General features: G+C 72.3%; 18 protein-coding genes and 1 pseudogene. 9 read left to right on the top strand and 10 right to left on the bottom strand.

Annotated elements, in window-relative coordinates:
- Nucleotides 1-792 carry an SDR family oxidoreductase gene (locus ACWCP6_RS16975; RefSeq protein ID WP_450933221.1) on the bottom strand — a complete coding sequence of 264 codons (792 nt, stop codon included), beginning with the start codon at nucleotides 790-792 and terminating at the stop codon, nucleotides 1-3.
- 55 nt (nucleotides 793-847) lie between these two features.
- Here ACWCP6_RS16975 and ACWCP6_RS16980 point away from each other — a divergent pair, with 55 nt between their 5' ends.
- Genes ACWCP6_RS16980 through ACWCP6_RS16995 form a run of 4 tightly spaced genes read left to right on the top strand, consistent with a single transcriptional unit; the run spans nucleotide 848 to nucleotide 4,273 of the window.
- Entirely contained in the window at nucleotides 848-1,606 is a 759-nt protein-coding gene (locus ACWCP6_RS16980; protein ID WP_450933222.1) for an enoyl-CoA hydratase family protein, read from the top strand.
- Nucleotides 1,603-2,463 carry a CoA transferase subunit A gene (locus tag ACWCP6_RS16985; RefSeq protein ID WP_450933223.1) on the top strand — a complete coding sequence of 287 codons (861 nt, stop codon included), beginning with the start codon at nucleotides 1,603-1,605 and terminating at the stop codon, nucleotides 2,461-2,463. The genes ACWCP6_RS16980 and ACWCP6_RS16985 overlap by 4 nt, the downstream gene beginning before the upstream one ends.
- Complete coding sequence (locus ACWCP6_RS16990; protein ID WP_450933224.1) at nucleotides 2,460-3,227, top strand: CoA-transferase subunit beta; 768 nt, start codon at nucleotides 2,460-2,462, stop codon at nucleotides 3,225-3,227. Before ACWCP6_RS16985 ends, ACWCP6_RS16990 begins: the two co-directional genes overlap by 4 nt.
- On the top strand, nucleotides 3,227-4,273 hold the full coding sequence (locus ACWCP6_RS16995; RefSeq protein ID WP_450933225.1) for an NAD(P)H-dependent flavin oxidoreductase: 1,047 nt from the start codon (nucleotides 3,227-3,229) through the stop codon (nucleotides 4,271-4,273). Before ACWCP6_RS16990 ends, ACWCP6_RS16995 begins: the two co-directional genes overlap by 1 nt.
- Before the next feature lie 129 nt (nucleotides 4,274-4,402).
- Here the strand turns inward: ACWCP6_RS16995 and ACWCP6_RS17000 are convergent, their stop codons facing one another.
- From ACWCP6_RS17000 to ACWCP6_RS17020, 5 genes are all read right to left on the bottom strand, one after another.
- Nucleotides 4,403-5,899: a DEAD/DEAH box helicase gene (locus tag ACWCP6_RS17000; protein WP_450933226.1), complete on the bottom strand. Its 1,497-nt coding sequence runs from the start codon at nucleotides 5,897-5,899 to the stop codon at nucleotides 4,403-4,405.
- A 244-nt stretch (nucleotides 5,900-6,143) separates the two neighbouring features.
- Nucleotides 6,144-6,347: a cold-shock protein gene (locus ACWCP6_RS17005; protein ID WP_450933227.1), complete on the bottom strand. Its 204-nt coding sequence runs from the start codon at nucleotides 6,345-6,347 to the stop codon at nucleotides 6,144-6,146.
- A gap of 194 nt (nucleotides 6,348-6,541) precedes the next feature.
- Nucleotides 6,542-7,699: an acetyl-CoA C-acetyltransferase gene (locus ACWCP6_RS17010; RefSeq protein ID WP_450933228.1), complete on the bottom strand. Its 1,158-nt coding sequence runs from the start codon at nucleotides 7,697-7,699 to the stop codon at nucleotides 6,542-6,544.
- Nucleotides 7,681-8,337 (bottom strand): TetR/AcrR family transcriptional regulator, encoded by a 657-nt coding sequence (locus ACWCP6_RS17015; protein WP_450933229.1) that lies wholly within the window; start codon nucleotides 8,335-8,337, stop codon nucleotides 7,681-7,683. The genes ACWCP6_RS17010 and ACWCP6_RS17015 overlap by 19 nt, the downstream gene beginning before the upstream one ends.
- A 51-nt stretch (nucleotides 8,338-8,388) precedes the next feature.
- Nucleotides 8,389-9,171 (bottom strand): SDR family oxidoreductase, encoded by a 783-nt coding sequence (locus ACWCP6_RS17020; RefSeq protein ID WP_450933230.1) that lies wholly within the window; start codon nucleotides 9,169-9,171, stop codon nucleotides 8,389-8,391.
- Nucleotides 9,172-9,333: 162 nt separating this feature from the next.
- On the opposite strand from ACWCP6_RS17020, the gene ACWCP6_RS17025 reads away from it, so the two are divergent.
- Complete coding sequence (locus ACWCP6_RS17025; protein WP_450933231.1) at nucleotides 9,334-10,479, top strand: acyl-CoA dehydrogenase family protein; 1,146 nt, start codon at nucleotides 9,334-9,336, stop codon at nucleotides 10,477-10,479.
- Nucleotides 10,479-11,429: an acyl-CoA dehydrogenase family protein gene (locus tag ACWCP6_RS17030; protein ID WP_450933232.1), complete on the top strand. Its 951-nt coding sequence runs from the start codon at nucleotides 10,479-10,481 to the stop codon at nucleotides 11,427-11,429. The genes ACWCP6_RS17025 and ACWCP6_RS17030 overlap by 1 nt, the downstream gene beginning before the upstream one ends.
- An 8-nt stretch (nucleotides 11,430-11,437) precedes the next feature.
- On the opposite strand, the gene ACWCP6_RS17035 is transcribed toward ACWCP6_RS17030, so the two are convergent.
- Together ACWCP6_RS17035 and ACWCP6_RS17040 are read right to left on the bottom strand one after the other, a co-directional pair.
- Complete coding sequence (locus ACWCP6_RS17035; protein ID WP_450933233.1) at nucleotides 11,438-12,775, bottom strand: cytochrome P450; 1,338 nt, start codon at nucleotides 12,773-12,775, stop codon at nucleotides 11,438-11,440.
- A 75-nt stretch (nucleotides 12,776-12,850) separates the two neighbouring features.
- Nucleotides 12,851-13,597 (bottom strand): vWA domain-containing protein, encoded by a 747-nt coding sequence (locus tag ACWCP6_RS17040; protein ID WP_450933234.1) that lies wholly within the window; start codon nucleotides 13,595-13,597, stop codon nucleotides 12,851-12,853.
- Between the two features lie 161 nt (nucleotides 13,598-13,758).
- Here ACWCP6_RS17040 and ACWCP6_RS17045 point away from each other — a divergent pair.
- The 3 genes and pseudogenes from ACWCP6_RS17045 (at nucleotide 13,759) to ACWCP6_RS17055 (ending at nucleotide 19,224) form a co-directional block, all read left to right on the top strand.
- Nucleotides 13,759-14,483: pseudogene (locus tag ACWCP6_RS17045) on the top strand (SDR family NAD(P)-dependent oxidoreductase).
- Nucleotides 14,484-14,724: 241 nt separating this feature from the next.
- Nucleotides 14,725-15,636 carry a rhomboid family intramembrane serine protease gene (locus tag ACWCP6_RS17050; protein ID WP_450933235.1) on the top strand — a complete coding sequence of 304 codons (912 nt, stop codon included), beginning with the start codon at nucleotides 14,725-14,727 and terminating at the stop codon, nucleotides 15,634-15,636.
- A gap of 135 nt (nucleotides 15,637-15,771) precedes the next feature.
- Nucleotides 15,772-19,224, top strand: coding sequence for an NACHT domain-containing protein (locus ACWCP6_RS17055; RefSeq protein WP_450933236.1), 3,453 nt, complete (start codon nucleotides 15,772-15,774; stop codon nucleotides 19,222-19,224).
- A gap of 133 nt (nucleotides 19,225-19,357) precedes the next feature.
- Here the strand turns inward: ACWCP6_RS17055 and ACWCP6_RS17060 are convergent, their stop codons facing one another.
- Both ACWCP6_RS17060 and gltB read right to left on the bottom strand, forming a co-directional pair.
- Nucleotides 19,358-20,821, bottom strand: coding sequence for a glutamate synthase subunit beta (locus ACWCP6_RS17060; RefSeq protein WP_450933237.1), 1,464 nt, complete (start codon nucleotides 20,819-20,821; stop codon nucleotides 19,358-19,360).
- Nucleotides 20,814-25,406 carry a glutamate synthase large subunit gene (gene gltB, locus ACWCP6_RS17065; RefSeq protein WP_450933238.1) on the bottom strand — a complete coding sequence of 1,531 codons (4,593 nt, stop codon included), beginning with the start codon at nucleotides 25,404-25,406 and terminating at the stop codon, nucleotides 20,814-20,816. Before gltB ends, ACWCP6_RS17060 begins: the two co-directional genes overlap by 8 nt.
- Nucleotides 25,407-25,797 lie beyond the last annotated feature (391 nt).

Here is a 25,797-nt window from a genome sequence, read left to right on the forward strand (position 1 = left end):
TCAGTTCCCTTCGACTGGGCAGGCATCGGCCGCGGACGTGTTGACGGTGGCCGCGTCCAGGAAGGCGGGGCGTTCGCCGCCGCCGTGGACGAGCAGGCTGGCGCCGCTGATGTAGGCGGCCCGGTCCGAGGCGAGGAACACGGCGGCCTCACCGACGTCGGCGGGCTCGGCGAGCCGGCCGAGCGGCACGGTGCGGCCGACCGCCGCCACCCCTTCCTCGTCGCCGTAGTGCAGATGGGACAGTTCGGTGCGGACCATGCCGGGGACCAGGGTGTTCACGCGGACGTCGGGCGCCCACTCCACCGCCATGGACCGCGCCAGGTTCTCCAGGCCGGCCTTGGCAGCGCCGTAGGCGGCCGTTCCGGGCGACGGGCGGGTCCCGCTGACGCTGCCGATCATCACGACCGATCCGCGTGCGGCGCGCAGCAGGCCGTGGGCGGCGAGGGACGCCGTCAGCGGTGCGACGAGGTTCAGAGCGACGACGCGCGCATGCCGCACGGCGGTCCCCTCGCCCAGCAGCCGGTAGGGCGTGCCGCCCGCGTTGTTGACGAGCACGTCGAGTCGCCCGTGGTCCGCACCGACGGCCTCGAAGAAGTCCCCCACGGCAGCGGCGTCGCTCAGGTCGAGGGGGCTGAACGCGGCCGTGCGGCCGTTCGCTTCGATGGGCGCCTGCGGCGGCCTGCGGGCGCAGACGACGACCGTGGCACCGGCCGCCAGGAACGCGCGTGCGATGCCTGCCCCCACTCCCCTCGTTCCGCCCGTGACGACCGCGACCCTCCCGTCGAGTTCCATCCGATGCTACCTTCCTGCCTAACAAACGTTTGGTGGAAAGGTAGCTGATCCGCTCATGGGTGTCTCCACCTCGCGCCCCGAGAACGGGGTGTGCGTCGTCACGGTCGACTTTCCGCCGGTCAATGCGCTGCCGGTGCACGGGTGGTACGAGCTGGCCGATGCCGTACGGGCGGCAGGGCGGGATCCGGGGGTCCGCTGCGTGGTCCTCGCGGCCGCCGGGCGCGGTTTCAACGCGGGCGTCGACATCAAGGAGATGCAGCGGGACGGCGGCCATGAAGCGCTGCTCGGCGCCAACCGCGGCTGCGCCGAGGCGTTCGCCGCGGTGTACGAGTGCGAGGTGCCGGTCGTCGCGGCGGTCGGCGGGTTCTGTCTGGGCGGCGGCATCGGACTGGCCGGCAACGCCGACGCGATCGTCGCGTCCGACGACGCCGCCTTCGGGCTGCCCGAGCTGGACCGGGGCGCGCTCGGCGCGGCGACGCACCTGGCCCGCCTGGTGCCGCAGCACCTGATGCGCGCCCTGTACTACACCTCGCGCACCGCCACGGCCGCCGAACTCCACGCGCACGGCTCGGTGTGGAAGGTCGTCCCGCGCGCCGGGCTGCTGGACGCGGCCCTGGACCTGGCGCGCGAGATCGCGGCGAAGGACGGCTTCCTGATCCGGCTGGCGAAGGCCGCGATCAACGGCATCGACCCGGTCGACGTGCGCCGCAGCTACCGCTTCGAGCAGGGCTTCACCTTCGAGGCGAACCTGAGCGGTGTCGCGGACCGGGTCCGGAACACGTTCGGCGAGGACGGCAAGGAGGTCCGGCCATGACCGACAAGACGATGACGCCCGAGGACGTCGTCGCCCGGCTGTGCAGCGGCATGACCCTCGGCATCGGCGGCTGGGGCTCGCGCCGCAAGCCGATGGCGCTGGTCCGCGCGCTGCTGCGCTCCGACGTCACCGACCTGACCGTGATCTCGTACGGCGGCCCGGACGTCGGCCTGCTCGCGGCCGCCGGGAAGATCCGCAAGCTGGTCGCGGCGTTCGCGACGCTCGACTCGATCCCGCTGGAGCCGCACTTCCGCGCGGCACGCCAGCGCGGCGCCTTCGAGCTGATGGAGGTCGACGAGGCGATGTTCATGTGGGGGCTGCACGCCGCCGCGAACCGTCTGCCGTTCCTCCCGGTGCGCGCCGGCCTCGGTTCGGACGTCATGCGGGTCAATCCGTCGCTGCGCACCGTCACTTCGCCGTACGAGGACGGGGAGACGTTCGTCGCGATGCCGGCGCTGCGCATGGACGCGGCGCTGGTCCATCTGAACCGCGCCGACCGCCTGGGCAACGGCCAGTACCTGGGCCCGGACCCGTACTTCGACGACCTGTTCTGCGAAGCGGCCGACACGGCGTACGTCTCCTGCGAGCGCCTGGTCGACACCGGCGGGTTCGGGACCGCGGCCCCGCAGACGCTCCTGGTGCGGCGGCACGTGGTCACCGGTGTCGTGGAGACGCCGAACGGCGCGCACTTCACCTCCTGCGCCCCCGACTACGACCGCGACGAGGCCTTCCAGAAGGCATATGCGGCCGCGGCGGCCGACGCCGGGACGTGGGCCGCGTTCACCGAGCGGTTCCTGTCCGGCAAGGAAGACGCCTATCAGTCCGCCGTCCAGGCCTGGCGCGAGGAGCAGCAATGAGCACGGAGCAGGGACGGGCCACGGCGGCGCGCGCCGGCGTGACGCGCGCCGAGTACTGCGTGATCGCCTGCGCCGAGGTCTGGCGGGACGGCGGCGAGGTGCTGGCCAGCCCGATGGGTCTGATCCCCTCCGTCGGCGCCCGGCTCGCCAGGCGGACCTTCGCGCCCGATCTGCTGCTCACCGACGGTGAGGCGATGCTTGTCGGGCCCGACGGGACACCGGAGGGCTGGCTGCCCTACCGGATGCATCTGACCATGGTCACCGGCGGCCGGCGGCACGTGATGATGGGCGCGAGCCAGATCGACCGGTACGGCAACCAGAACATCTCCTGCATCGGCGACTGGGAGCGCCCGGCGCGTCAGCTCCTCGGGGTGCGCGGCGCCCCGGTCAACACCCTCAACAATCCGACGAGTTACTGGGTCCCACGGCATTCGAGGCGGGTCTTCGTGGAGAGGGTCGACATGGTCAGCGGGGTCGGCTACGACAACGCGGCCGCCGCCGGCCCGTCCGCGACCCGCTTCCACCGCATCGCGCGGGTGGTGAGCGATCTGGGGGTGTTCGACTTCGCGACGCCGGACCGCTCGATGCGGCTGGCGTCGCTGCACCCGGGTGTCACGGTCGAGGAGGTCCGGGAGGCGACGGGGTTCGCCCTGGCCGAACCGGACGCGGTGCCGTACACGCGGACGCCGACACCCGCCGAACTGCGCCTCGTCCGCGAGGTCATCGACCCGCAGGGGCTGCGCGAGCGCGAGGTCGCGGCCTGATGGAGACGGCCCTCACGGCACTCGTCGGCGTCCGGCACCCGATCGTGCAGACCGGTATGGGGTGGGTGGCGGGGCCCCGGCTCGTCTCCGCGACCGCGGAGGCGGGCGCGCTGGGCATCCTGGCCTCCGCGACGATGACCACCGGCCGGCTGCGCGAGGCGATACGCGAGGTCAGGGCCCGCACGGACGCACCGTTCGGGGTCAACCTGCGGGCGGACGCCGGCGATGCGCGCGAGCGGGTGCGGATCATCGTGGAGGAGGGGGTCCGGGTGGCGTCCTTCGCGCTCGCGCCCTCCCGGGAGCTGATCGCCGAGCTCAAGGACGCAGGAGTCGTCGTCGTTCCGTCCGTCGGGGCGCGCCGGCATGCGGAGAAGGTCGCCGCGTGGGGCGCCGACGCGGTGGTCGTGCAGGGGGGTGAGGGCGGCGGCCACACCGGCGAGGTGGCGACGTCCGTGCTGCTCCCCCAGGTCGTCGACGCCGTGGACATACCGGTGATCGCGGCGGGCGGCTTCCACGACGGGCGGGGCCTGGTCGCGGCGCTCGCCTACGGGGCGGCGGGCGTGGCGATGGGCACGCGCTTCCTGCTCACTTCCGACTCGACCGTCCCGGACGCCGTCAAGGCACGCTATCTGGCGGCGACCGTGAAGGACGTGACCGTGACGACGGCCGTCGACGGGCTGCCGCACCGCATGCTCCGTACGGAGCTGGTCGATGAGCTGGAGAAGGCGGGCCGCACCCGGGCGCTGGCCCGGGCGGTGCGCCGCGCCGCCGGCTTCCGGAAGCTGTCGGGCCTGAGCTGGTCGCAGATGGTCCGCGACGGCCTTGCCATGAAGCGCGGCAAGGACCTGACGTGGAGCCAGGTACTGCTGGCCGCGAACACGCCCATGCTGCTCAGGGCCTCCATGGTCGAGGGCCGCACCGACCTGGGCGTCATGGCGTCGGGCCAGGTCGCGGGCGTCATCGAGGATCTGCCGAGCTGCTCGGTGCTCGTCGACCGTGTGATGTCCGAGGCCGAGCACGTGCTGCGCACCCTGCGGTGTCGCTGAGGGCGGGCGGTGTGCGGCTGCCTCCTGCGCGGCGGACACCGGTCCGCACGGCGGACGACCGTGCCGCGGACGACCGTGCCGCGGACGACCGTGCCGGGCCACCGAGAGGGGCCCGGCACGGACTCCTGGCTACGAGGAGGCCGGGCGACGGCCGCCACGGCCCCGGCCGCGTCCGGAGCGCGACGGCTGCGTGCCGCCCTCGGCCGGCCGTTGCGGCTGCCGGGCCGTGCGGCTCCGCGAGCCGGACCGCGTCCCCGCCGGCTTCGGACGCCGCTGGGGCGCCGCCGGGGCCTGCGGGACCTCTATCGTGACGGCGACGCCGGACGGCTCACGCGCGCCCGTGATGCGGGCCAGCTCCTCGTCGGTCGACTTGACCCGAGCCGTCGTGGGAGTGATCCCGGCGTCCCGCATCAGCCGGGTCATGTCGCGCTTCTGGTCGGGCAGGACCAGCGTGACCACACTGCCGGACTCGCCCGCGCGGGCCGTGCGGCCGCCGCGGTGCAGATAGTCCTTGTGGTCGGTGGGCGGGTCGACGTTCACGACGAGGTCGAGGGCGTCCACATGGATGCCGCGCGCCGCGACGTTGGTCGCCACGAGTGCGGTGACCTGGCCGTTCTTGAACTGGTCGAGAGTGCGGTTGCGCTGCGGCTGGGTGCGTCCGCCGTGCAGGGCCGCCGCGCGTACCCCGCTGGCCAGCAGCCGCTTCGCGAAGCGGTCGGCTCCGCGCTTGGTGTCCACGAAGAGGATCACGCGGCCGTCCCGGGCCGCGATGCGCGTGGCGACCGCCTTCTTGTCGGTCTCGTCCATGAGATGCAGCACATGGTGCTCCATCGTGGCCACCGCGCCCGCGGACGGGTCGACGGAGTGCACCACGGGGTCGGCCAGGAAGCGGCGTACGAGCCGGTCCACGTTGCGGTCCAGGGTGGCCGAGAACAGCATCCGCTGGCCACCCTCCTCGACCTGCTCCAGGAGCGCGGTGACCTGCGGCAGGAACCCCATGTCGGCCATCTGGTCGGCCTCGTCGAGGACGGTCAGGCGCACCTGGGAGAGGTCGCAGTCACCGCGGTCGATGAGGTCCTTGAGCCGGCCGGGGGTGGCGACCATCACCTCGGCGCCGCGGCGCAGCGCACCCGCCTGCTTCGTGATCGACATGCCGCCGACCACGGTCGCGATACGCAGGTGCACGGCCGTCGCGTACGGCGTGAGCGCGTCCGTGACCTGCTGCGCGAGTTCGCGTGTGGGGACCAGCACCAGGGCGAGCGGCGCGCGGGGCGCGGCCCGCAGCCCGGCGGTCCGGGACAGCAGCGCCAGGCCGAAGGCGAGTGTCTTGCCGGATCCGGTCCGGCCGCGGCCGAGCACGTCGCGCCCGGCGAGCGAGTTCGGCAGCGTCGCCGCCTGGATGGGGAACGGCTCCGTCACACCCTGCGCGGTGAGCGTCTTCAGCAGCGCGGCCGGCATGTCCAGCTCGGCGAACGTCGCGACGGAGGGCAGCGCGGGGACGACGGGGTCCGGCACGGTGAAGTCCCGCGGCGGCACGGCCTTGCGGGCCGGGGCGCTGCGGCCCGCGGAGTTCCTGCCCGCGTCGCCCTTTCCTGCGGAATTCCTGGACGCGGCAGTCCTGCCCACGCCACGCTTCCCTGCGGAATTCCCGGACGCGGCAGTCCTGCCTGCGTCGCTCCTGCCTGCGGAATCGCCGGACGCGGCACTCCTGCCCACGCGGGCCTTCCGGGGTGCTCCGGCTCCGGCCGCGGAGCGGTCCGGGCGTGCAGTTCGTGCCACTCGGGGTTCCTTCCTGATCCTGGGGACAGCACGGAGCCGGGGCCCGCACCGTGCTGGTGCGGGCCCCGGCCGCGGAAAGTGTGTCCGGGCGTCAGGCCGGGACGATGTTCTCCGCCTGCGGGCCCTTCTGGCCCTGCACGACGTCGAACGAGACCTTCTGGCCCTCCTGGAGCTCACGGAAGCCCTGGGTGGCGATGTTCGAGTAGTGGGCGAAGACGTCGGCGCCGCCGCCGTCCTGCTCGATGAAGCCGAAGCCCTTTTCCGAGTTGAACCACTTCACGGTACCGGTGGCCATATTGTTCTCCTTTTACTGACGGGTGGTACGGACTTCCCCGAATTCGGAAAGCCCCGTCGCACCAATGAGCCCCATCCGGAGATGGCGTGAACCGGCCGGAAAACAATAGTGCGCCTGCGGAGCATTCCCGTCAGGCGCACATAAAGTTCATGGGTACCAAAACTGCAACGTAAACACTGTAGCACGCCCGGCGGTCAGATCCGCTCGACGATCGTCACGTTGGCCTGCCCGCCGCCCTCGCACATGGTCTGCAGGCCGTACCGTCCGCCCGTGCGCTCGAGTTCGTGCAGCAGCGTGGTCATCAGCTTGACACCGGTCGCCCCGAGGGGGTGTCCGAGGGCGATGGCCCCACCGTTGACGTTGACCTTGTCGGGGTCCGTGCCCGTCTCCTTGAGCCATGCCAGCACCACCGGCGCGAACGCCTCGTTGATCTCGACGAGGTCGATGTCGTCCATCGTGAGCCCCGCCTTCTTCAGCGCGTACGCGGTCGCCGGGATCGGCGCCGACAGCATCCGGATCGGGTCCTCGCCACGCACCGACAGATGGTGGACGCGGGCCCGCGGTGTCAGCCCGTGCTCGCGCACCGCCCGCTCGGAGGCGAGCAGCATCGCCGCAGCGCCGTCGGAGACCTGCGAGGAGCAGGCAGCGGTGATCGTGCCGCCCGGCAGCACCGGGTCCAGTCCGGCCATCTTCTCCAGGCTGGTGTCGCGCCGCGGCCCTTCGTCCACGGTCACGTCGCCGTACGGCACCGTCTCCCGGGCGAAGCGCCCCTCGTCGATCGCGCGGGCGGCCCTGCGGTGGGAGCGCAGGGCCCACTCCTCCTGGTCACGCCGCGAGATGCCCCATTTCGCGGCGATGAGCTCGGCGCCGTGGAACTGGTTCACGGGCTGGTCCCCGTACCGGGCGCGCCAGCCCTCGCTGCCGGCGAACGGGCCTTCCGTCAGCCCCAGCGGCTCGGCGGCCTGCCGCGACGCGAACGCGATCGGGATCATCGACATGTTCTGTGTGCCGCCGGCGACGACCAGGTCCTGGGTTCCGGAGAGCACGCCCTGTGCGGCGAAGTGCACGGCCTGCTGCGAGGAGCCGCACTGCCGGTCGACCGTCACGCCGGGCACCTCCTCCGGCAGCCCGGCGGCCAGCCAGCAGGTGCGGGCGATGTCGCCGGCCTGCGGCCCGACGGTGTCCAGGCAGCCGAAGACGACGTCCTCGACGGCGGCGGGGTCGATCCCGGTGCGCCGCACGAGTTCCCCGAGGACGTGCGCGCCGAGGTCGGCGGGGTGCACGGCCGAGAGGCCTCCCCTGCGGCGCCCGACGGGTGTGCGGACCGCTTCGACTATGTAGGCCTCGGCCATGGCTGCTCCTCGGACGGGTGAGTCGGCTGTCTGCGTACGGCGATGCCGTCCAGCACCATCGACAGGTACTGGCGGGCGATCTCCTCGGGGCTGTGCTGTCCGCCCGGCCGGTACCAGGAGGCGGCGACCCAGACGGTGTCGCGCACGAACCGGTAGGTGAGCCGGATGTCGAGGTCGCTGCGGAAGACCTCGGCGGCCACGCCTCGCTCCAGCGTGCTGAGCCAGGCCTTCTCGAACTTGCGCTGGGACTCGGCGAGGAAGGCGAAGCGGTCCTGCACGGCGAGGTGCCGGGACTCCTTCTGGTAGATGGCCACGGCGGCCCGGTGCCGGTCGATCTCCCGGAAGGACTCGGTGACCAGGGCCTCCAGGGTTTCCCGGGGCCCGAGTTCGGCGCCGAGGACGGAGTCGTAGCCGTCCCAGAGCTCGTCGAGGAAGCTGCGCAGGATCTCCTCGAGCATCGACTCCTTGGAGTCGAAGTGGTAGTAGAGGCTGCCCGCCAGCATGCCCGCCTCGTCCGCGATCCTGCGGACGGTGGTGGCGTTGTAGCCCTGGGCGGCGAATACCTCGGCCGCGGTGTCCAGGAGTTCGCGGCGCCGCACGGGCGAGGCGGTCACCTGGGGCTTCTTCTTCGTAGGCACGGCTCCATTGTCGTACCGCCCCACCGTGTCCCCGGCACATCGGCGGCCGCCCTACGCATGCTGGCTGCTGACCGACACGGTTTCGCCGGTCATGTACGAGGAGTACTCGGACGCCAGGAAGACGATGACGTTGGCCACCTCCCACGGCTCCGCGTACCGCCCGAAGGCCTCGCGGGCGGTCAGTTCCCCGAGGAGTTCGGCGGAGGTGACCTTGGCCAGATGGGGGTGCATGGCGAGGCTCGGCGATACGGCGTTGACCCGGACTCCGTAGGCGGCGGCCTCGACGGCGGCGCACCGGGTGAGCGCCATGACGCCGGCCTTGGCCGCGGCGTAGTGCGCCTGGCCGGCCTGGGCGCGCCAGCCGACGACGGAGGCGTTGTTGACGACGACGCCGCCGCGCCCGGTGTCCCGGAAGGCGCGCAGCGCGGCCCTGGTACAGCGGAAGGTGCCGTTCAGGGTGACGTCCAGGACGCGGCTCCACTGCTCGTCGCTCATGTCGACGAGGGCGGCCGTGCCGCCGAGTCCGGCGTTGTTGACGACGATGTCCGGTCCGCCGTGCAGGGACCGGACGTACGCGAAGAGCGCGCCGACCTGTTCCTCGTCCGTGACGTCGCAGGGCAGCGAGGCGAGGCTCCCCGCGCCGAACTCCTTCGCGAGCGCCTCCTCGGTCTCCTTCAGCCGCCGGGCGTGGGCGTCGCTGATGACGACGCGGGCACCCTCCTGGAGGAACTTGCGGGCGGTGGCCCCGCCGATCCCGGCGCCGGCGGCGGCGGTGACGACGGCGGTGCGCCCGTCGAGCAGTCCGTGCCCGGGCACGTACGGCGGAGGTGTCATCCGCGCACCTCCCGCGCTCCGGCCGACCGCTCGCACAGCAGGGCGGGTCGGGGGCGTGACGGCCCCTTCGGTGCGGTGCGGCATCCCTCGACGCTGCTCATGGACGTACGTTAACCTACCAAACACTTGTTAGGGAAGTGGGACGAGGGAGGGGACCGCACGATGGACCTGGACTTCTCTGCCGACGAGGAGGCCTTCCGCGCCGAGGCCCGCGCCTGGCTGACCGCGAACGCCCCGGAGGAGCCCCTGCCGTCCCTGGAGACCGAGGAGGGCTTCGCGGCGCACCGCACCTGGGAGGCGGCCCTCCATGCCGACCGCTGGTCGGTCGTGTCGTGGCCCCGGGAGTACGGCGGCCGGGGCGTCGACATCGTCAAGTGGCTGATCTTCGAGGAGGAGTACTACGCGGCGGGCGCCCCCGGCCGGGTCGGGCAGAACGGCATCAGCCTGCTCGCGCCCACCCTGTTCGACCACGGCACCGCGGAGCAGCGCGCCCGGGTGCTGCCGCCGATGGCGAGCGGCGAGGTGGTCTGGGCGCAGGCCTGGTCGGAGCCGGAGGCGGGCTCGGACCTCGCCTCCCTGTCCTCCCGGGCGGTGCGCACCGAGGGCGGATGGCTGCTGTCGGGGCAGAAGACGTGGTCGTCCCGGGCCGCCTTCGCCGACCGGGCCTTCGGCATCTTCCGCACCGATCCCCGGGCGCCGAAGCCCCACCAGGGCCTGACCTACCTGATGTTCGACCTTCGGGCGCCCGGTGTGACGGTCCGCCCGATCGGACGTCTCGACGGCAAGCCCGCGTTCGCGGAGCTGTTCCTGGACGACGTCTTCGTACCCGACGAGGACGTTATCGGCGAGCCGGGCCGGGGCTGGCACATCGCCATGGCGACGACGGGCAACGAACGCGGGCTCACGCTGCGTTCCCCGGGCCGCTTCCTCGCCGCGGCCGGCCGGCTCGTCGAGCTGTGGCGCGAGCGGGGCGAGCCCTCGGACACGGCCCTGCGGGACCGGGTGGCCGACGCCGTGATCGGCGCCCGCGCCTACCAGCTGTTCACGTACGCGGGCGCGTCCCGGTTCGCGGCGGGAGGGACGCTGGGCGCCGAGTCGAGCCTGAACAAGGTGTTCTGGTCGCAGTACGACATCGCGCTGCACGAGACGGCGCTCGATCTGCTCGGCACGGACGGCGAACTCGACGGCGGCGACTGGGCCGAGGGCTATGTCTTCTCGCTGGCCGGGCCCATCTATGCGGGCACCAACGAGATCCAGCGCGACATCATCGCCGAGCGGCTGCTCGGCCTGCCGAAGGGACGCCGCTGATGAGGTTCCTCCTGGAGGGCGAGCAGACCGAGTTCGGGCGGACGCTGGACCGCCTGCTGACGGCGGCGGACACACCGGCGGTGGTGCGGGCCTGGTCCTCGGGCGATCACGGCCCGGGGCGTGCGCTGTGGTCGCGGCTCGCGGAGGCGGGGGTGTTCGCCCTCGCGGTCCCCGAGGCGTACGAGGGTCTCGGGGACCTGCCGGTCGAACTGGCCGTCGCCTTCGTGGAGCTGGGCCGGCACGCCGTGCCGGGGCCGCTGGTGGAGACGGCCGCGGCGGCGGCCCTGCTGACGGAACTGCCCGCCGCGAAGGAATGGCTCCCGCGCATCGCCTCGGGTGATGCGATGGTGACACTGCTCGGGGGCTACGCCCTGGACGCGGACGCCGCCGACGCGGTGCTCGTCGTCGACGGCGACACCCTGCGCCTGGCCCCGGGCCACGGCCCGCTGCTGGCCTCCGCCGACCCGGCCCGCCGTCTGTACCGCCCGGCGGAGGGCGGCGAGGTCCTGGCGGCGGGGCCCACGGTGCGGGCGGCGGCGGCCCGCGCGGCGGACCGGGCGGCCCTGCTCACGGCGGCCCAGTGCCTGGGCGTCGGTCTGGCACTCCTCGGGCGCACCGTCGAACACGTCCGGCGACGCACCCAGTTCGGCATGCCGATCGGGGCGTTCCAGGCCGTGAAGCACCGGCTGGCGGACACCCTCATCGGCCTGGAGTTCGCCCGCCCGCTGGTGTTCGGCGCCGCGCTGACCCTGGCACCCGCCGATGTGGCCGCGGCGAAGGCGGCGGCGGGCGAGGCCGCGTACGCCGCCGCGCGCACGGCCCTCCAGCTGCACGGCGCCGTGGGCTACACACAGGAGCTGGACCTGTCCCTGTGGCTGCGCAAGGCGCGCCCCCTGCGGGACGCCTGGGGCACGCCCGCCCGGTGCCGGGCCCGGGTGCTCGGCGGATGACCGGCGGCTCAGCGAAGCCGCACGGGCAGCGCGTCGACGCCGAAGACCACCGAGTACCTGCGGAAGGACAGTTCCTCGGCCGGGACGGCGAGGCTCATGTCCGGGAAGCGGCGCAGCAGGGCCGGGTAGGCGGCGCGCAGCTCCATCTTGGCCAGTTCGGCGCCGATGCACCGGTGGATGCCGTGGCCGAAGGCCAGGTGCGAGGAGGCCGGCGGGCGGGTGGGATCGAAGTCGTCCATGTGCGGGCCGAGGGATTCGTCCCGGTCGGCGCCGCTGAGCGAGCACAGCACGATGTCGCCGGCGGCGATGTGCTGTCCGCCCACCTCCAGGTCCCGGCGCGCGAAGCGCGGGAAGGCGACCTGGACCACGGTGAGGTAGCGCAGGAGCTCCTCGACGAAGGGGTCGACGGCGGCGTCGTCGTCGCGGAGCGCGGCGAAGTGGTCCGGGTTCTGGAGCAGCACGAGGGTGCCGAGGGCGAGCATGCTGGCGGTGGTCTCCAGACCACCGGTCAGCACTCCGTCGGCGAGGCCGGCCAGTTCCTCGTCGGTGATGTCGTCGCCGTGCTCCTTCACGAGCATGCCGAGCAGCCCGTCACCCGGCGATCTGCGCTGCTTCTCGACGATGTCGCGCAGATAGGCCAGGGACTCGGATATGGCGCCGAAGGACGCGGCAGCGCCGGAGAACAGATCGAAGCGGGTGGTGCCGAGGCGCTGGAAGTCCTCGCGGTCCTCGTAGGGGACGCCGAGGAGTTCGCAGATGACGAGCGAGGGAATGGGCAGCGCGAAGGACTGCACGAGGTCGACGGGCCCGGCGGCGGCGGCCATCTCGTCCAGCCGCTCCTCGACGATCTCGTGGATCCGCGGCGTCAGCCGGTTCAGCCGGCGCATCGTGAACTCGGGGGTGAGCAGGCGGCGCAGCCGGGTGTGCACCGGCGGGTCGCTGAAGCCGAGGCCGCCGGGGTTCTGCGCGTCGGCGACGCCGTTGCCCATGAGGTGGGCGAAGTCGTTGCTGAAGTCGCCCGCGCCGCTGAGGACCTGCTTGGCCTCCTCGTACCCGGTGACCAGCCACACGTTCACGCCGAGCGGCACCGACAGCTTCGTCACGGGCGCGGCGCGCCGCATCGCGCCGAGGTCCGGCACGGGGTCGAGGCCGTCGCGGCGCAGCGGCATCAGCGTCGATTCGGGCAGCAGGGAGGTCGTGGACAGGTCGAAGCCCTGCTTGCGGATGCTCGCGAGATAGCGGCGCCCCAGCCAGGTACCGACGCGCGAGCGGAGCCGGTTGAGTGTGCGGACGGTGCGCGCGGCCCGCGGGGGTCCGGGGGTTCTCGGGGTCGTCAGATGTGTCATGGATGGCATTCCAGGAGTTCACTCGAGGGGACGCTGGGAGGAGAGGGGTCCGGCAGGGGTGGCATACGCGCCCGGTCAGCGCACGATGCCCCGTGCCCGTGCGGCCGTCAGCCACGCCGGGAGTTCGCCCACCAGCCGGTCGTACAGCTCGGCGTCGGACATCCGGCCCGGGTCCGTGCCGGCGTGGAAGAAGCCGGCGTTGTCGACCGGCCGCGTCCGCGGGACGGGCAGCTCGTCGAGCTTGCGCAGGAAGTCGAACTGCTTGCTGTCCGGATCACCGAACCCGATGAACTGCCAGAAAAGGGGCAGTCGGGCGGCCTTGCAGAGGTAGCGCTCCGCGGCGGGCCGGCTGATGGGCCCGCCGTCGGTCTGGAACACGACGAGCGCGGGTGCGGTCGCGCCGCTGTCGAGGTAGTGGTCGATGACCGCGTCCATCGCCAGGTGGTAGCTGGTCTTTCCCATGTGCCCGAGCCCGGCGACTATCGCCCCGATACGTCCCTGGTGGTCGTCCAGGCCGATGTCGGTGACCGTGTCGACGTCGGTGGAGAAGAAGACGACGGGGACGCGTCCGTCGTCGTCCAGGTGGGAGGAGAGCCCGAGCACGCGGTCGGCGAGCTCCTGGACACTGCCGTCCTTGTAGTACGGCTTCATGGAACCGGAGTAGTCGACGACCAGGTAGACCGCGACCCGCTCCCCGGTCAGTCCGTTCCGCTCCAGCGACGTGCCCGCACTCTTGTAGAGGTCGACGAGCGCGGGCGCTGTCCGTTGCACCTTGGTCAGGCTGATGGCCGGTCCTGCGGCGGGCGTGGAGGTGCCGGCCATGCGGTGCTCCGATCTTCCTACGAATACCTGGCGAGAGCCGAGGTTACGCCACGGAGGTCCGTCCGAGCGTCGTGCTACCGGCGCGTATGGCCGGGAACAGGCCGTGCCCCCGGCGGGTCCGGGACGCTCACGCCGCCGTACGGAGAAAAGGGAGGCCCGAGGTGATCTCCCTCGAGGGCAAGGCGGTTCTGATCACCGGCGCGGGGCGCGGTCAGGGGGCGGCGGAGGCCCGGCTGTTCGCCGGGGCCGGCGCACGGGTGGTGGTCACGGACGTGCGCGAGGAGGAGGGCCGCGAGGTCGCGGAGTCGCTGGGGGCGCAGGGGCTGTTCGTGCGCCACGACGTCACCGACGCGGCGAGCTGGGCATCCGCCGTGGCAGCGGGCCTCGCGGCTTCGGACGGCTCGACGGACTCGTCAACAACGCGGCGCTGTGGCGTACGGCGTCCGTGGAGGAGGAGACGTACGCCGGATTCGAGGCCCTGGTCCGGGTCAATCTGCTGGGTCCGTTCCTCGGTATCCAGGCGGTGCTGCCGGCGCTGAAGGAGGCGGGTGGCGGCTCGGTCGTGAACGTGTCGTCGACGGCGGGCCTGGTCGGTATCCCGGGCCATGCGGCCTACAGTTCCACGAAGTTCGGGCTGCGCGGTCTGACCCGGTCGTCGGCGCTGGACCTGGCGGGGTACGGGATCCGGGAGAACTCCGTCCACCCGGGCGCCATCGACACCCCGATGATCTCGGCGGTCTCCGCCAAGGACTGGTCCCACGTCCCCCTGTCCCGCATGGGCCGCCCCGAGGAGGTCGGCGAACTCGTCCTGTATCTGCTGTCGGACGCGTCGGCATATGTGACGGGGGCGGAGTTCACGGTGGACGGCGGGGTCACGGCGGGGTGAGCGGGCCCGGGAGGACGGGGCCCGCACCGGGGCGGGTGTGAGAAGGCGGGGACGAAGCGGAACACTCCGGCCGGGACCGAGAGGAGCAGGCCGGGGGGCGGGGCGCGAGCGCCGCCCGCGGGCGACGGGGCCCGGGCCGGGGTGGGACGGGGGTGTGCGGCAAGCGCATGCCATCGCTATTTTGTTCGCCGCCGTCCCCACCGGCTTTCGCCCCCACCCCCCGACACACGAGGAGCCGGCCGTGGACGCCGCCGTCACCACCTGCTACCGCCATCCCGCGGTGGAGTCGTATGTGCGCTGCACCCGCTGCGACCGGTACATCTGCCCGGACTGCATGCGGGTGGCGGCCGTCGGCCACCAGTGCGTGGAGTGCGTGAAGGAGGGGGCGCGCTCGGTCCGCGCCGCCCGTACCGTCGTGGGCGGCCGCATATCGGCGGTGCCCGTCGTGACGTACGTCCTCATCGGCCTCAATGTGCTGGCGTACGTCGCCGAACTGCTGCGTCCCGAGGTGGTGGCACGGTTCGCGATGCTGGGGGCGGGACTGCGCGGACCGGACGGCGCGCACTACGTCTACCAGTCCGCGTATCCGCACGGCTTCCACGCCGAGGGGATCGTCGACGGCGAGTGGTACCGGCTGATCACGGGCGCCTTCCTGCATCTGTCGCCCACCGGCGGATCGTTCGGCATCCTGCACATCGTGATGAACATGGCGTCCCTGTGGAACCTCGGCCGCCTGATGGAGGCCCAGCTGGGCCGCGTCCGCTATCTCGCGCTGTATCTGCTGTCCGCGCTGGGCGGTTCGGTGCTGGTGCTGGTGCTCGCCCCGGACACGGCCACGGTGGGCGCCTCGGGCGCGATCTTCGGTCTCGGCGCCGCCTACTACGTGCTGTGCCGCCGGATCGGCGCGGACATGCAGGCCGCGGGCCGCTTCCTGACCGGGCTGCTGCTGTGGATGGTGCTCTCCGCCGCCCTCACCTCCTGGCAGGGCCACCTCGGCGGGCTGCTGACCGGCGGCGCACTGATGCTCGCCTTCGCCTACGCGCCGCGGGAGCGCCGCACGCTGGTGCAGGCGGGCGCGGCGGCCACGCTGCTCGTCGTCCTGGTGGCGGTGGCGCTGGTGACGGCACAGGGCATCGCGCACACACCGGCCTGACCGGCCGGACCCCGCCGCCGCCCGGTCGCCGGTGCGGCCGGCTCCCCGGGGACGCACGGCGCACCACGCCCGGTCACCTGAACGCGCGTCGGCCCAACTCCGGTCGCATCAGGCACAGTTCAGTACGCTGGACAGGTGGGGGACAACCGGATCTACGGCGGCCGGTTCGGGCAGGTCGTGCAGGCCGACCGCATCGACAGCGTGCACTTCCATGTCCAGGAGCCCCGGACGCGGGCGCCGGCATGGCGGCTGCGGGTCGTCGCGGCCGGACTCGCCTGCGGGGGCGCCGCCCTGTACCTGCTGGGGCCGCGGCACCTCGCCGTCGCCTCGGCCGACGCGGTGCGCCTGACGGGGCTGGTGTGCCTGGCGGTCGCGCTCTGCACCGCGTCGGCGGCGCTGTGGGAGCTGCGTGCCGGCCGCCGGCCGGTGTACCGGCCGTCCGCGCAGGAGCTCGACCGGGCCGTCGAGGAGCTCGCCCGGGTGCTGCGGGCTCAGTACGAGCGGGACGAGCGGCTGTCCCGCATCCACGACCCCTCCCCCATCCCGGTGCGCTGGACGGCGGCGGACCCGCTGCTCACCGACCACTGGCGCAACATCCGCAGGGCGGCGCGCGGGCCGGAGGACGACGCCTCCGCCGCGGACCGGCCCGTGGACGTGACCGGTGCCTTCGACGAGATCGCCGGCTTCTTCACCTCACTCCCGGCGCAGCGGCTCGTCGTGCTCGGCGGTCCGGGGGCCGGGAAGTCGGTGCTGGCGCTGCACCTGGCCCATGACCTCGTGGCAGCGCGCGGACCCGCCTCCGCGGCCCCCGTTCCGGTGGTGTTCCCGCTCGCGTCCTGGGATCCGAAGCGCCGGGGGCTGTGGAACTGGGCGGCCGCCCGTCTCACGGCGGACCACCCCACGGTGCTGGCCGCACCGGGCGACGCGACCCACGCGCTCGCCCTGGAGCTGATCGTGTCGGGCCGCGTGCTGCCGGTGCTCGACGGCTTCGACGAACTGCCCCCTGCCGCCCAGGCGGACGCCCTGCGGGAGTTGCGGGCCAGTCTCTCGGGACCCGCCCGCTTCCTGGTGACGAGCAGGACCGAGGAGTACGCCGCGGCCGTCGAGGCGGGCAACACGGTGCTCCCGTCGGCCGTCGTCGTCGAACTGCAGCCGCTGTCCGCCGACGAGGTCGCCTCGTACCTGCCCCGCACGGCCCGCAGGACGAGCCGTGACAACGGCTCCCGTACCGCCTGGGAACCGGTCCTGCGGCGGCTGGACGACCCGGCCGACCGGAGCCGGGAAGTGCGGGTGCTGCGGGCCGTCCTCAGCACACCGCTGATGATCGCGCTCGCCCGGGTCGCCTACAGCGACGGGGACGCGGGCGCCGACCCGGCCGAGCTGCTGTCCGCGGGCCGCTTCACCACCCGGGGCGCCGTGGAACGGCACCTCTTCGACACCTTCGTCTCGGCGGCCTACGGCGGAAGCCTCGACGACCGTGTCGCACGGCCTGGTTGGGGCGCCGACGACGCCCGGCGCTGGGCGGGCTTCCTCGCCCGGCATCTGCGCGGCTCGGGGGCACAGGACTTCGAGTGGTGGCGCCTCGACGAGGCGGTGCCGCGCGCGGTGCGGAGCCTGGCGACCGTGCCGGCGCTCGTGCTGATCGTCCTGACCTTCCACGAGGCGGGTTTCGGCGCGCCGTGGTGGCAGAAGGCGGTGGGGCTGCCGATGGGCGCCGCGGCGGCCGTCGTCGCCGCGATCGTGCTGGTCGGCGACTGGGCCGTCGTCGAACCGGGGAGCCTGCCCGGCCCCCACCGGATCGACCGGCCGTCCGGGGCGCGGCTGCGGGCGGCCTTCCTCACCCGGCAGGGCATGGCCAAGGCGGCGTTCGTCCTGCTCGGGCTCGCCGTCGGCTCGGCGGCCGCGACGATGCTCTCCTCCGGCTTCACCCGCACGCTGGTCGTCCTGGTCACCGCCTGGCTCGCGCTGCACTGGGCGGCCCGCGCGGTCAACTCGCTGCGCCGACCGGCAGATCCCGCCGAGGCGACGGAACCGTCGGTGCTGCTGATCGCCGACCGCAAGGCGTCGATGGTGCTGGGGGCGTTCGAGAAGTTCCGTCCGGGGACTCGGCTGGAGCAGCACGAGATGCTGTTCGGCGCCCCGGTGTTCAGTGCCGCCGTGTGGCTGCTGATCGAGGGCGGCGAGGTCATCGGCCCGGATCAGGGGGTCCGCGCGGGGGCCGGACTCGTGTCGGCCGCGGCGCTCTACGGCATGGCGGTCTCGGCGTGGGGCCGCTACACCGTCGCGCGGCTCTGGCTGGCCCTGACCGGGAGGCTGCCCTGGCGGCTCATGGCCTTCCTGCGGGACGCGCACGCGCGTGGGGTCCTGCGGCAGGTGGGCGGTCTCTACCGGTTCCGCCATATCGAGCTCCGCAACCGGCTGGCCCGGACGTCCGGACCGGACCCGGAACCCGCGCGCGCTCCCCGGTTCCGCCTGCTGCGACCGGCCCTCGCAGGCCTGTCAGGGGTGGCGCTGGCGGGAGTGCTGGTTCTGGGGTCCGGCGCACTCAACATGGTCCCGCCCGTCCCCTACGAGGCCGTGCCCCGGGCCTGCTCGCTCCTGGACGACCGGCTGCTCTCCGGGGTGATGTCCGACCCGCTGAAGGTCGCGCACGGCCGTGCAAGCTGTTCGGCCGGAGAACAGTCGCCCTTCCACCGCGACGTCAGCATCGGCCTGAACACCTTCGTGACCCGGGGACAGGCCGGTCCCGGCATGAAGTACCTGCCGGCCACCCGGGAGCTGCGTCGCACTCCGGGTTACTCCCGGACCCTGCTGGGCCTCGGCGACGAGGCGGTCGAAGGGTTCCAGCTCACTTTCCCTACGCACATGGAGGGCCCCCAGCACATGGCGGTGCTGAGCGCCCGGGTCGCCAACGTGGTCCTGAAGCTCACCTACACCGAGGAGTTCGCCAAGGAGCCCCGGGCCCGGGACGTGGCCCGCATCCTCATGCGGGCGGCGCTGCGGCACGCGCACCTCACCCCGACGCGGCACCAGTCCGGGCGGCGTTCCCTCGCCGACGTGCCGCGCGCCGGGCTCCCCGAGATCAGCCGGCTCACCCTCTACGACCCCGAGCGGCACGGCGCTCTTGCCGGTGCCCGCTGGGGGAAGGACGAGCGGTCCCACCTCTGGATCAAGCGCGGCTACCCCTTCGTCCTGCGTGCCCCGAAGTACATCGCGTGCAAGCAGTCCGGCAGGGACAACGCACTCACCTGTACGTCCGACCCGCCCAAGGGCCTGCACGTGCCCCGGCTCCGGCTGACACTCGCCGACCTGGACTGCCCCCGACGCTGCAGCGACAACGAGATCAAGGAGTTCTTCGGCCGCCGCCCGCGCTTCGCCACCACACCGTGGAAGCGCGTCGACCGCACCCTCTGGTACGCCGAGGACACCGGCGAGGCGGGTACGTACCGCATGCTGCTGGCCCGCACCCTGTCCTACGGGAGCAGGGGCCAGGGCCTGATCTGGGCCGAGGCCGAAGTCGCCACCCGGGACCGGGCGCTGGCCCAGAAGATCATCAACGACATCTACGCGCAGACCGGCGCCCGGTGAGGCACCGCGGCGCGGTCCCCGCCGGGACACCGGGCCCGGACGCGCCGCGGCGCCCGCCAGGGTCCGGTCGGGGACGAGGCGGGCGCCGCGCTCAGTTCCGTACGCCGTTGTACGGGACGTGTGAGGGGTGCCGTCAGACCGCGAGCGCGCGGTCCGTCGGGCGGATCGGGGCCGGGAGCTCGCTCGCACCGGTGAGGTAGCGGTCGACGCCGCGGGCGGCCGAGCGGCCCTCCGCGATGGCCCAGACGATGAGGGACTGGCCGCGGCCGGCGTCACCGGCGACGAACACGCCGGGGACGTTCGTCTGGAAGTCGGCGTCGCGGGCGACGTTCCCGCGCTCGTCGAGCTCCAGGCCGAACTGCGAGACCAGGCCGTTGGACTGGTCGGTGCCGGTGAAGCCCATCGCCAGCGTGACCAGCTGCGCGGGGATCTTCCGCTCGGTGCCGGGCTTCTGCTCCAGCTTGCCGTCCTTGAACTCCACCTCGGCGAGGTGCAGCCACTGCACGTTGCCGTCCTCGTCGCCCTCGAAGTGCGTGGTCGAGACGGAGTAGACCCGCTCGCCGCCCTCCTCGTGCGCGGAGGTGACCTTGTAGAGCATGGGGAAGGTCGGCCAGGGCTGGGACACCGGGTTCCGGTCCTCGCCGGGGCGCGGCATGATCTCCAGCTGCGTGACGGAGGCCGCGCCCTGGCGGTGGGCGGTGCCCACGCAGTCCGCGCCCGTGTCGCCGCCGCCGATGACCACCACGTGCTTGCCCTCGGCTGTGATCGGCGGGGCCACGAAGTCGCCTTCCTGGACCTTGTTCGACAGCGGCAGGTACTCCATCGCGAAGTGGATGCCGTTCAGGTCACGGCCGGGGACCGGGAGGTCACGGGAGATCGTGGAGCCGGCCGCGACGACCACGGCGTCGTACCGCTTGCGCAGCTTGGCCGCGTCGATGTCGCGGCCGATCTCCACACCGGTGCGGAACTTGGTGCCCTCCGCGCGCATCTGCTCGATGCGCCGGTTGATGTGGCGCTTCTCCATCTTGAACTCGGGGATGCCGTAGCGGAGCAGACCGCCGATGCGGTCGGCACGCTCGTACACGGCGACCGTGTGGCCCGCCCGGGTGAGCTGCTGGGCGGCGGCCAGGCCGGCCGGGCCCGAGCCGACCACGGCGACCGTCTTGCCGGAGAGGCGCTCGGGCGCCTGCGGCGCGACGTCGCCGGTCTCCCACGCCTTGTCGATGATGGAGACCTCGACGTTCTTGATGGTCACCGGGGTCTGGTTGATGCCGAGCACACACGCCGATTCGCACGGGGCGGGGCACAGGCGGCCCGTGAACTCCGGGAAGTTGTTCGTGGCGTGCAGCCGCTCGGAGGCGGCTCCCCAGTCCTCGCGGTAGGCGTAGTCGTTCCACTCGGGGATGAGGTTCCCGAGCGGGCAGCCGTTGTGGCAGAACGGGATGCCGCAGTCCATGCAGCGCGAGGCCTGCTTGGAGATGATCGGCAGCAGCGAGCCCGGAACGTAGACCTCGTTCCAGTCCTTGACGCGCTCGGCGACCGGGCGACTGCGCGCGACCTCACGGCCGTGGTTCAGAAAGCCCTTGGGATCAGCCATTGGTCGCCGCCTCCATCATCTTCTCGGTGATCTCGGACTCGGAGAGTCCGGCTCGCTCGGCGGCGTCCTTGGCGGCGAGCACTGCCTTGTAGGTGCTGGGGATGATCTTGCTGAAGCGGGCCACGGCGGTGTCCCACTCGGCGAGCAGCTTCTCGGCGACGGTCGAGCCCGTCTCCTCCTGGTGGCGGCGCACCACGTCGTGCAGCCACTGCTTGTCGGCGTCGTCGAGGGCCTCGACCGCGCCGTGGTTGCCGGAGTTGACGTTGTCGTGGTCCAGGTCGACGACGTACGCGACGCCGCCGGACATGCCGGCCGCGAAGTTGCGTCCCGTCTCGCCGAGGACGACGGCCCGGCCACCGGTCATGTACTCGCAGCCGTGGTCGCCCACGCCCTCGGACACCACCGTCGCGCCGGAGTTGCGGACGCAGAACCGCTCGCCGACCTTGCCGCGCAGGAACATCTCGCCGCCGGTCGCGCCGTAGCCGAGGGTGTTGCCCGCGATGACGCTGTACTCGGCGAGGTGGTCGGCGCCGCGGTCCGGGCGGACCACGATGCGGCCGCCGGACAGGCCCTTGCCGACGTAGTCGTTGGCGTCGCCCTCCAGGCGCAGCGTCACACCGCGCGGCACGAAGGCGCCGAAGGACTGGCCGGCCGATCCCGTGAAGGTGATGTCGACGGTGTCCTCGGGCAGGCCCGCGCCACCGAACTTCTTCGTCACCTCGTGACCCAGCATGGTGCCGACCGTGCGGTTGATGTTGCGGATGGCGACCTGGGCGCGGACCGGCTGTGCGTCCGTCGCGCTCGAGGCGGCCAGCGCGTCGGCGGCCAGCTTGATCAGCTCGTTGTCGAGGGCCTTCTCCAGGCCGTGGTCCTGGGCGACCAGCTGGTGGCGCACCGCGCCCTCGGCCAGTTCCGGCACGTGGAACAGCGGCTCCAGGTCCAGGCCCTGTGCCTTCCAGTGGTCGAGGGCCTGCGTGGTGTCGAGCAGTTCGGCGTGGCCGACGGCCTCCTCGAGCGTGCGGAAGCCGAGCTCGGCCAGCAGCTCGCGGACCTCCTCGGCGATGAACTCGAAGAAGTTGACGACGAACTCGGCCTTGCCGGTGAACCGCTCGCGCAGCACGGGGTTCTGCGTGGCGATGCCGACCGGACAGGTGTCCAGGTGGCAGACGCGCATCATGATGCAGCCGGAGACGACGAGCGGCGCCGTCGCGAAGCCGTACTCCTCGGCGCCGAGGAGCGCGGCGACGACCACGTCGCGGCCGGTCTTCAGCTGGCCGTCGGTCTGCACCACGATCCGGTCGCGCAGACCGTTGAGCAGCAGGGTCTGCTGGGTCTCGGCGAGGCCGAGCTCCCAGGGGCCGCCCGCGTGCTTCAGCGAGGTGAGCGGCGATGCGCCGGTTCCGCCGTCGTGGCCGGAGATGAGGACGACGTCCGCGTGCGCCTTGGAGACGCCCGCGGCGACCGTGCCGACACCGACCTCGGACACCAGCTTCACGTGGATGCGTGCGGCCGGGTTGGCGTTCTTGAGGTCGTGGATCAGCTGAGCCAGGTCCTCGATGGAGTAGATGTCGTGGTGCGGCGGCGGGGAGATCAGGCCCACGCCGGGCGTCGAGTGACGCGTCCTGGCGACCCACGGGTACACCTTGTGGCCGGGCAGCTGGCCGCCCTCGCCGGGCTTGGCGCCCTGCGCCATCTTGATCTGGATGTCGTCCGCGTTGACCAGGTACTCGGACGTGACGCCGAAGCGGCCGGAGGCCACCTGCTTGATCGACGACCGGCGTGCCGGGTCGTACAGGCGGTCCGGGTCCTCGCCGCCCTCACCGGTGTTGGACTTGCCGCCCAGCTGGTTCATGGCGATGGCGAGGGTCTCGTGCGCCTCCTTGGAGATGGAGCCGTACGACATGGCGCCGGTGGAGAAGCGCTTGACGATCTCGCTGACCGGCTCGACCTCGTCGATCGGGATCGACGGGCGGTCGCTCTTGAAGCCGAACATGCCACGGAGCGTCATCAGGCGCTCGGACTGCTCGTTCACGCGGTCGGTGTACTTCTTGAAGATGTCGTAGCGGCGCTGGCGCGTCGCGTGCTGGAGGCGGAAGACCGTCTCCGGGTCGAACAGGTGCGGCTCGCCCTCGCGGCGCCACTGGTACTCGCCGCCGATCTCCAGGGCGCGGTGCGCCGGGGCGATGCCGGAGGCGGGGTAGGCCTTGGCGTGACGGGCGGCGACCTCGTCGGCGATGACGTCGATGCCGACACCGCCGATCTTCGTCGCGGTGCCGTCGAAGTACCTCTCGACGAAGGCCTCGTCCAGGCCGACGGCCTCGAAGACCTGGGCGCCGCGGTAGGAGGCGACGGTCGAGATGCCCATCTTGGACATGACCTTCAGGACGCCCTTGCCGAGGGCGTAGATCAGGTTGCGGATGGCCTGCTCGGGCTCGGCGTCCTCCAGGAACGTACCTGCACGGACCAGGTCCTCGACGGACTCCATCGCCAGGTAGGGGTTGACCGCCGCGGCGCCGAAGCCGATGAGGAGGGCCACGTGGTGGACCTCGCGGACGTCACCGGCCTCGACCAGCAGCCCCACCTGGGTGCGCTGCTTGGTGCGGATGAGGTGGTGGTGGACCGCCGCGGTGAGCAGCAGCGACGGGATCGGGGCGTGCTCGGCGTCGGAGTGCCGGTCCGAGAGGACGATCAGGCGGGCGCCGTGCTCGATGGCGGCGTCGGCCTCGGCGCAGATCTCGTCGAGGCGGGCGGCCAGCGCCTCGCCGCGGCCGGAGACCCGGTACAGGCCGGAGAGCGTCGCGGCCTTCATACCGGGCATGTCGCCGTCGGCGTTGATGTGGATGAGCTTGGCCAGCTCGTCGTTGTCGATCACCGGGAAGGGCAGGGTGACCGAGCGGCAGGAGGCCGCGGTCGGCTCCAGGAGGTTGCCCTCCGGGCCGAGCGAGCTGTACAGCGAGGTGACGAGCTCCTCGCGGATGGCGTCCAGCGGCGGGTTGGTGACCTGCGCGAACAGCTGGGTGAAGTAGTCGAAGAGCAGCCGCGGACGCTCGGACAGGGCCGCGATCGGGGTGTCGGTGCCCATGGAGCCGATCGGCTCGGCGCCCGCCTTGGCCATCGGCGCGAGGATGATGCGGAGCTCTTCCTCGGTGTAGCCGAAGGTCTGCTGGCGGCGGGTGACCGAGGCGTGCGTGTGCACGATGTGCTCGCGCTCGGGCAGGTCGCCCAGCTCCATGATGCCGGCCTCGAGCCACTCCTCGTAGGGCTGCTCGGCGGCGAGCTTGGCCTTGATCTCGTCGTCCTCGATGATGCGGTGCTCGACGGTGTCGACGAGGAACATCCGGCCGGGCTGGAGCCGGCCCTTGCGGACGACCTTGGCCGGGTCGATGTCGAGGACGCCGACCTCGGAGCCGAGGACGACGAGGCCGTCGTCGGTGACCCAGTAGCGGCCGGGGCGCAGACCGTTGCGGTCGAGCACGGCGCCGACCTGGGTGCCGTCGGTGAAGGTGACGCAGGCCGGGCCGTCCCAGGGCTCCATCATCGTGGAGTGGTACTGGTAGAAGGCGCGCCGCGCCGGGTCCATGGAGGCGTGGTTCTCCCAGGCCTCCGGGATCATCATCAGGACCGAGTGCGGCAGCGAGCGGCCGCCGAGGTGGAGCAGCTCCAGGACCTCGTCGAAGGAGGCCGAGTCGGAGGCGTCCGGCGTGCACACCGGGAACATCCGGTCGAGGGCGCCGTCGCCGAAGAGACCGGACTCGAGCTGCGACTCACGCGCCCGCATCCAGTTGCGGTTGCCCTTGACCGTGTTGATCTCGCCGTTGTGCGCGACGAAGCGGTACGGGTGGGCGAGCGGCCAGCTCGGGAAGGTGTTCGTGGAGAACCGGGAGTGCACGAGCGCGATCGCAGAGGCGAAGCGGCGGTCGGACAGGTCCGGGAAGAAGGGCTCCAGCTGTCCGGTGGTCAGCATGCCCTTGTAGACGATCGTGCGGGCCGACAGCGACGGGAAGTACGTGCCCGTCTCGCGCTCGGCGCGCTTGCGCAGCACGAACGCCTTGCGGTCCAGCGCGATGCCCTCGCTGCCACCGTCGGCAACGAAGACCTGACGGAAGGCGGGCATGGTGGAGCGGGCGGTCGCGCCCAGCAGCTCGGGGGCGACGGGCACCTCGCGCCAGCCGAGGACGTTCAGTCCCTCCTCGGCGGCGATGGCCTCGATCTTCGCGACGGTCTCGGCCGTGGCGTCCTCGGGCAGGAAGGCGATGCCGACGGCGTACGCACCCGCGGCGGGCAGCTCGAAATCGACGACCTCGCGCAGGAAGGCGTCCGGGACCTGGCAGAGGATGCCCGCACCGTCGCCGGAGTCGGGCTCGGAGCCGGTGGCGCCGCGGTGCTCCAGGTTCCGCAGAACCGTGAGCCCCTGTTCGACCAGCGTGTGCGTCGCCTCGCCGGTGAGGGTGGCCACGAAGCCGACGCCGCAGGCGTCGTGCTCGTTGCGCGGGTCGTACATCCCCTGGGCTGCGGGGCGAGCATCCATGTGCGACCAGTTCTGGGCGCTCTTGGAGTGCTGGGACGGCTGGCGCGAGGTGCGCATCGGCTCTCCCGTCGTCGTCGTGGCATGTGCAGTGCCGAGGGACGACGTTGGCCCTCTGCGAGATGATCGAAATTTCGTGCAGGTTACATGATGGAACGGATCCCGGAAACCGGATAGTTGCGTTCCACCATACGGACACTGCCGGGGTCGGCCGAATGACCGTCGCTGGTGGGAGACGGTGTGCTGACCTGCGGTGACGGTGGGTGCCACGAGTGGCAGGGGATGCCGCTGATGGCGGCGCGGGGACTGCTCCAGGCGGGTGGCTGCACCGGTGGGTGGCGGCGCAGGGGCGACCGGAACGGCGTCTTCGGGGACTCACTTGGTGCGAGCAGGCCTCATTGCCCACAGCGCTTATCGGCTCATGCCCCGCACCCAAGGAATCGAAACCGCC

Source organism: Streptomyces sp. NPDC002004 (genome assembly GCF_053593975.1).

What these genes read in the sequence shown, in the direction of transcription:
- ACWCP6_RS17025 (WP_450933231.1), top strand. Translation starts at nt 9,334, where the DNA reads ATGGACCTGGACTTCTCTGCCGACGAGGAGGCCTTCCGCGCCGAGGCC.
- ACWCP6_RS17035 (WP_450933233.1), bottom strand. Translation starts at nt 12,775, where the DNA reads ATGACACATCTGACGACCCCGAGAACCCCCGGACCCCCGCGGGCCGCG.
- ACWCP6_RS16990 (WP_450933224.1), top strand. Translation starts at nt 2,460, where the DNA reads ATGAGCACGGAGCAGGGACGGGCCACGGCGGCGCGCGCCGGCGTGACG.
- ACWCP6_RS16995 (WP_450933225.1), top strand. Translation starts at nt 3,227, where the DNA reads ATGGAGACGGCCCTCACGGCACTCGTCGGCGTCCGGCACCCGATCGTG.
- ACWCP6_RS17030 (WP_450933232.1), top strand. Translation starts at nt 10,479, where the DNA reads ATGAGGTTCCTCCTGGAGGGCGAGCAGACCGAGTTCGGGCGGACGCTG.
- ACWCP6_RS17010 (WP_450933228.1), bottom strand. Translation starts at nt 7,699, where the DNA reads ATGGCCGAGGCCTACATAGTCGAAGCGGTCCGCACACCCGTCGGGCGC.
- ACWCP6_RS16980 (WP_450933222.1), top strand. Translation starts at nt 848, where the DNA reads ATGGGTGTCTCCACCTCGCGCCCCGAGAACGGGGTGTGCGTCGTCACG.
- ACWCP6_RS17005 (WP_450933227.1), bottom strand. Translation starts at nt 6,347, where the DNA reads ATGGCCACCGGTACCGTGAAGTGGTTCAACTCGGAAAAGGGCTTCGGC.
- ACWCP6_RS16985 (WP_450933223.1), top strand. Translation starts at nt 1,603, where the DNA reads ATGACCGACAAGACGATGACGCCCGAGGACGTCGTCGCCCGGCTGTGC.
- gltB (WP_450933238.1), bottom strand. Translation starts at nt 25,406, where the DNA reads ATGCGCACCTCGCGCCAGCCGTCCCAGCACTCCAAGAGCGCCCAGAAC.
- ACWCP6_RS16975 (WP_450933221.1), bottom strand. Translation starts at nt 792, where the DNA reads ATGGAACTCGACGGGAGGGTCGCGGTCGTCACGGGCGGAACGAGGGGA.
- ACWCP6_RS17020 (WP_450933230.1), bottom strand. Translation starts at nt 9,171, where the DNA reads ATGACACCTCCGCCGTACGTGCCCGGGCACGGACTGCTCGACGGGCGC.
- ACWCP6_RS17040 (WP_450933234.1), bottom strand. Translation starts at nt 13,597, where the DNA reads ATGGCCGGCACCTCCACGCCCGCCGCAGGACCGGCCATCAGCCTGACC.
- ACWCP6_RS17060 (WP_450933237.1), bottom strand. Translation starts at nt 20,821, where the DNA reads ATGGCTGATCCCAAGGGCTTTCTGAACCACGGCCGTGAGGTCGCGCGC.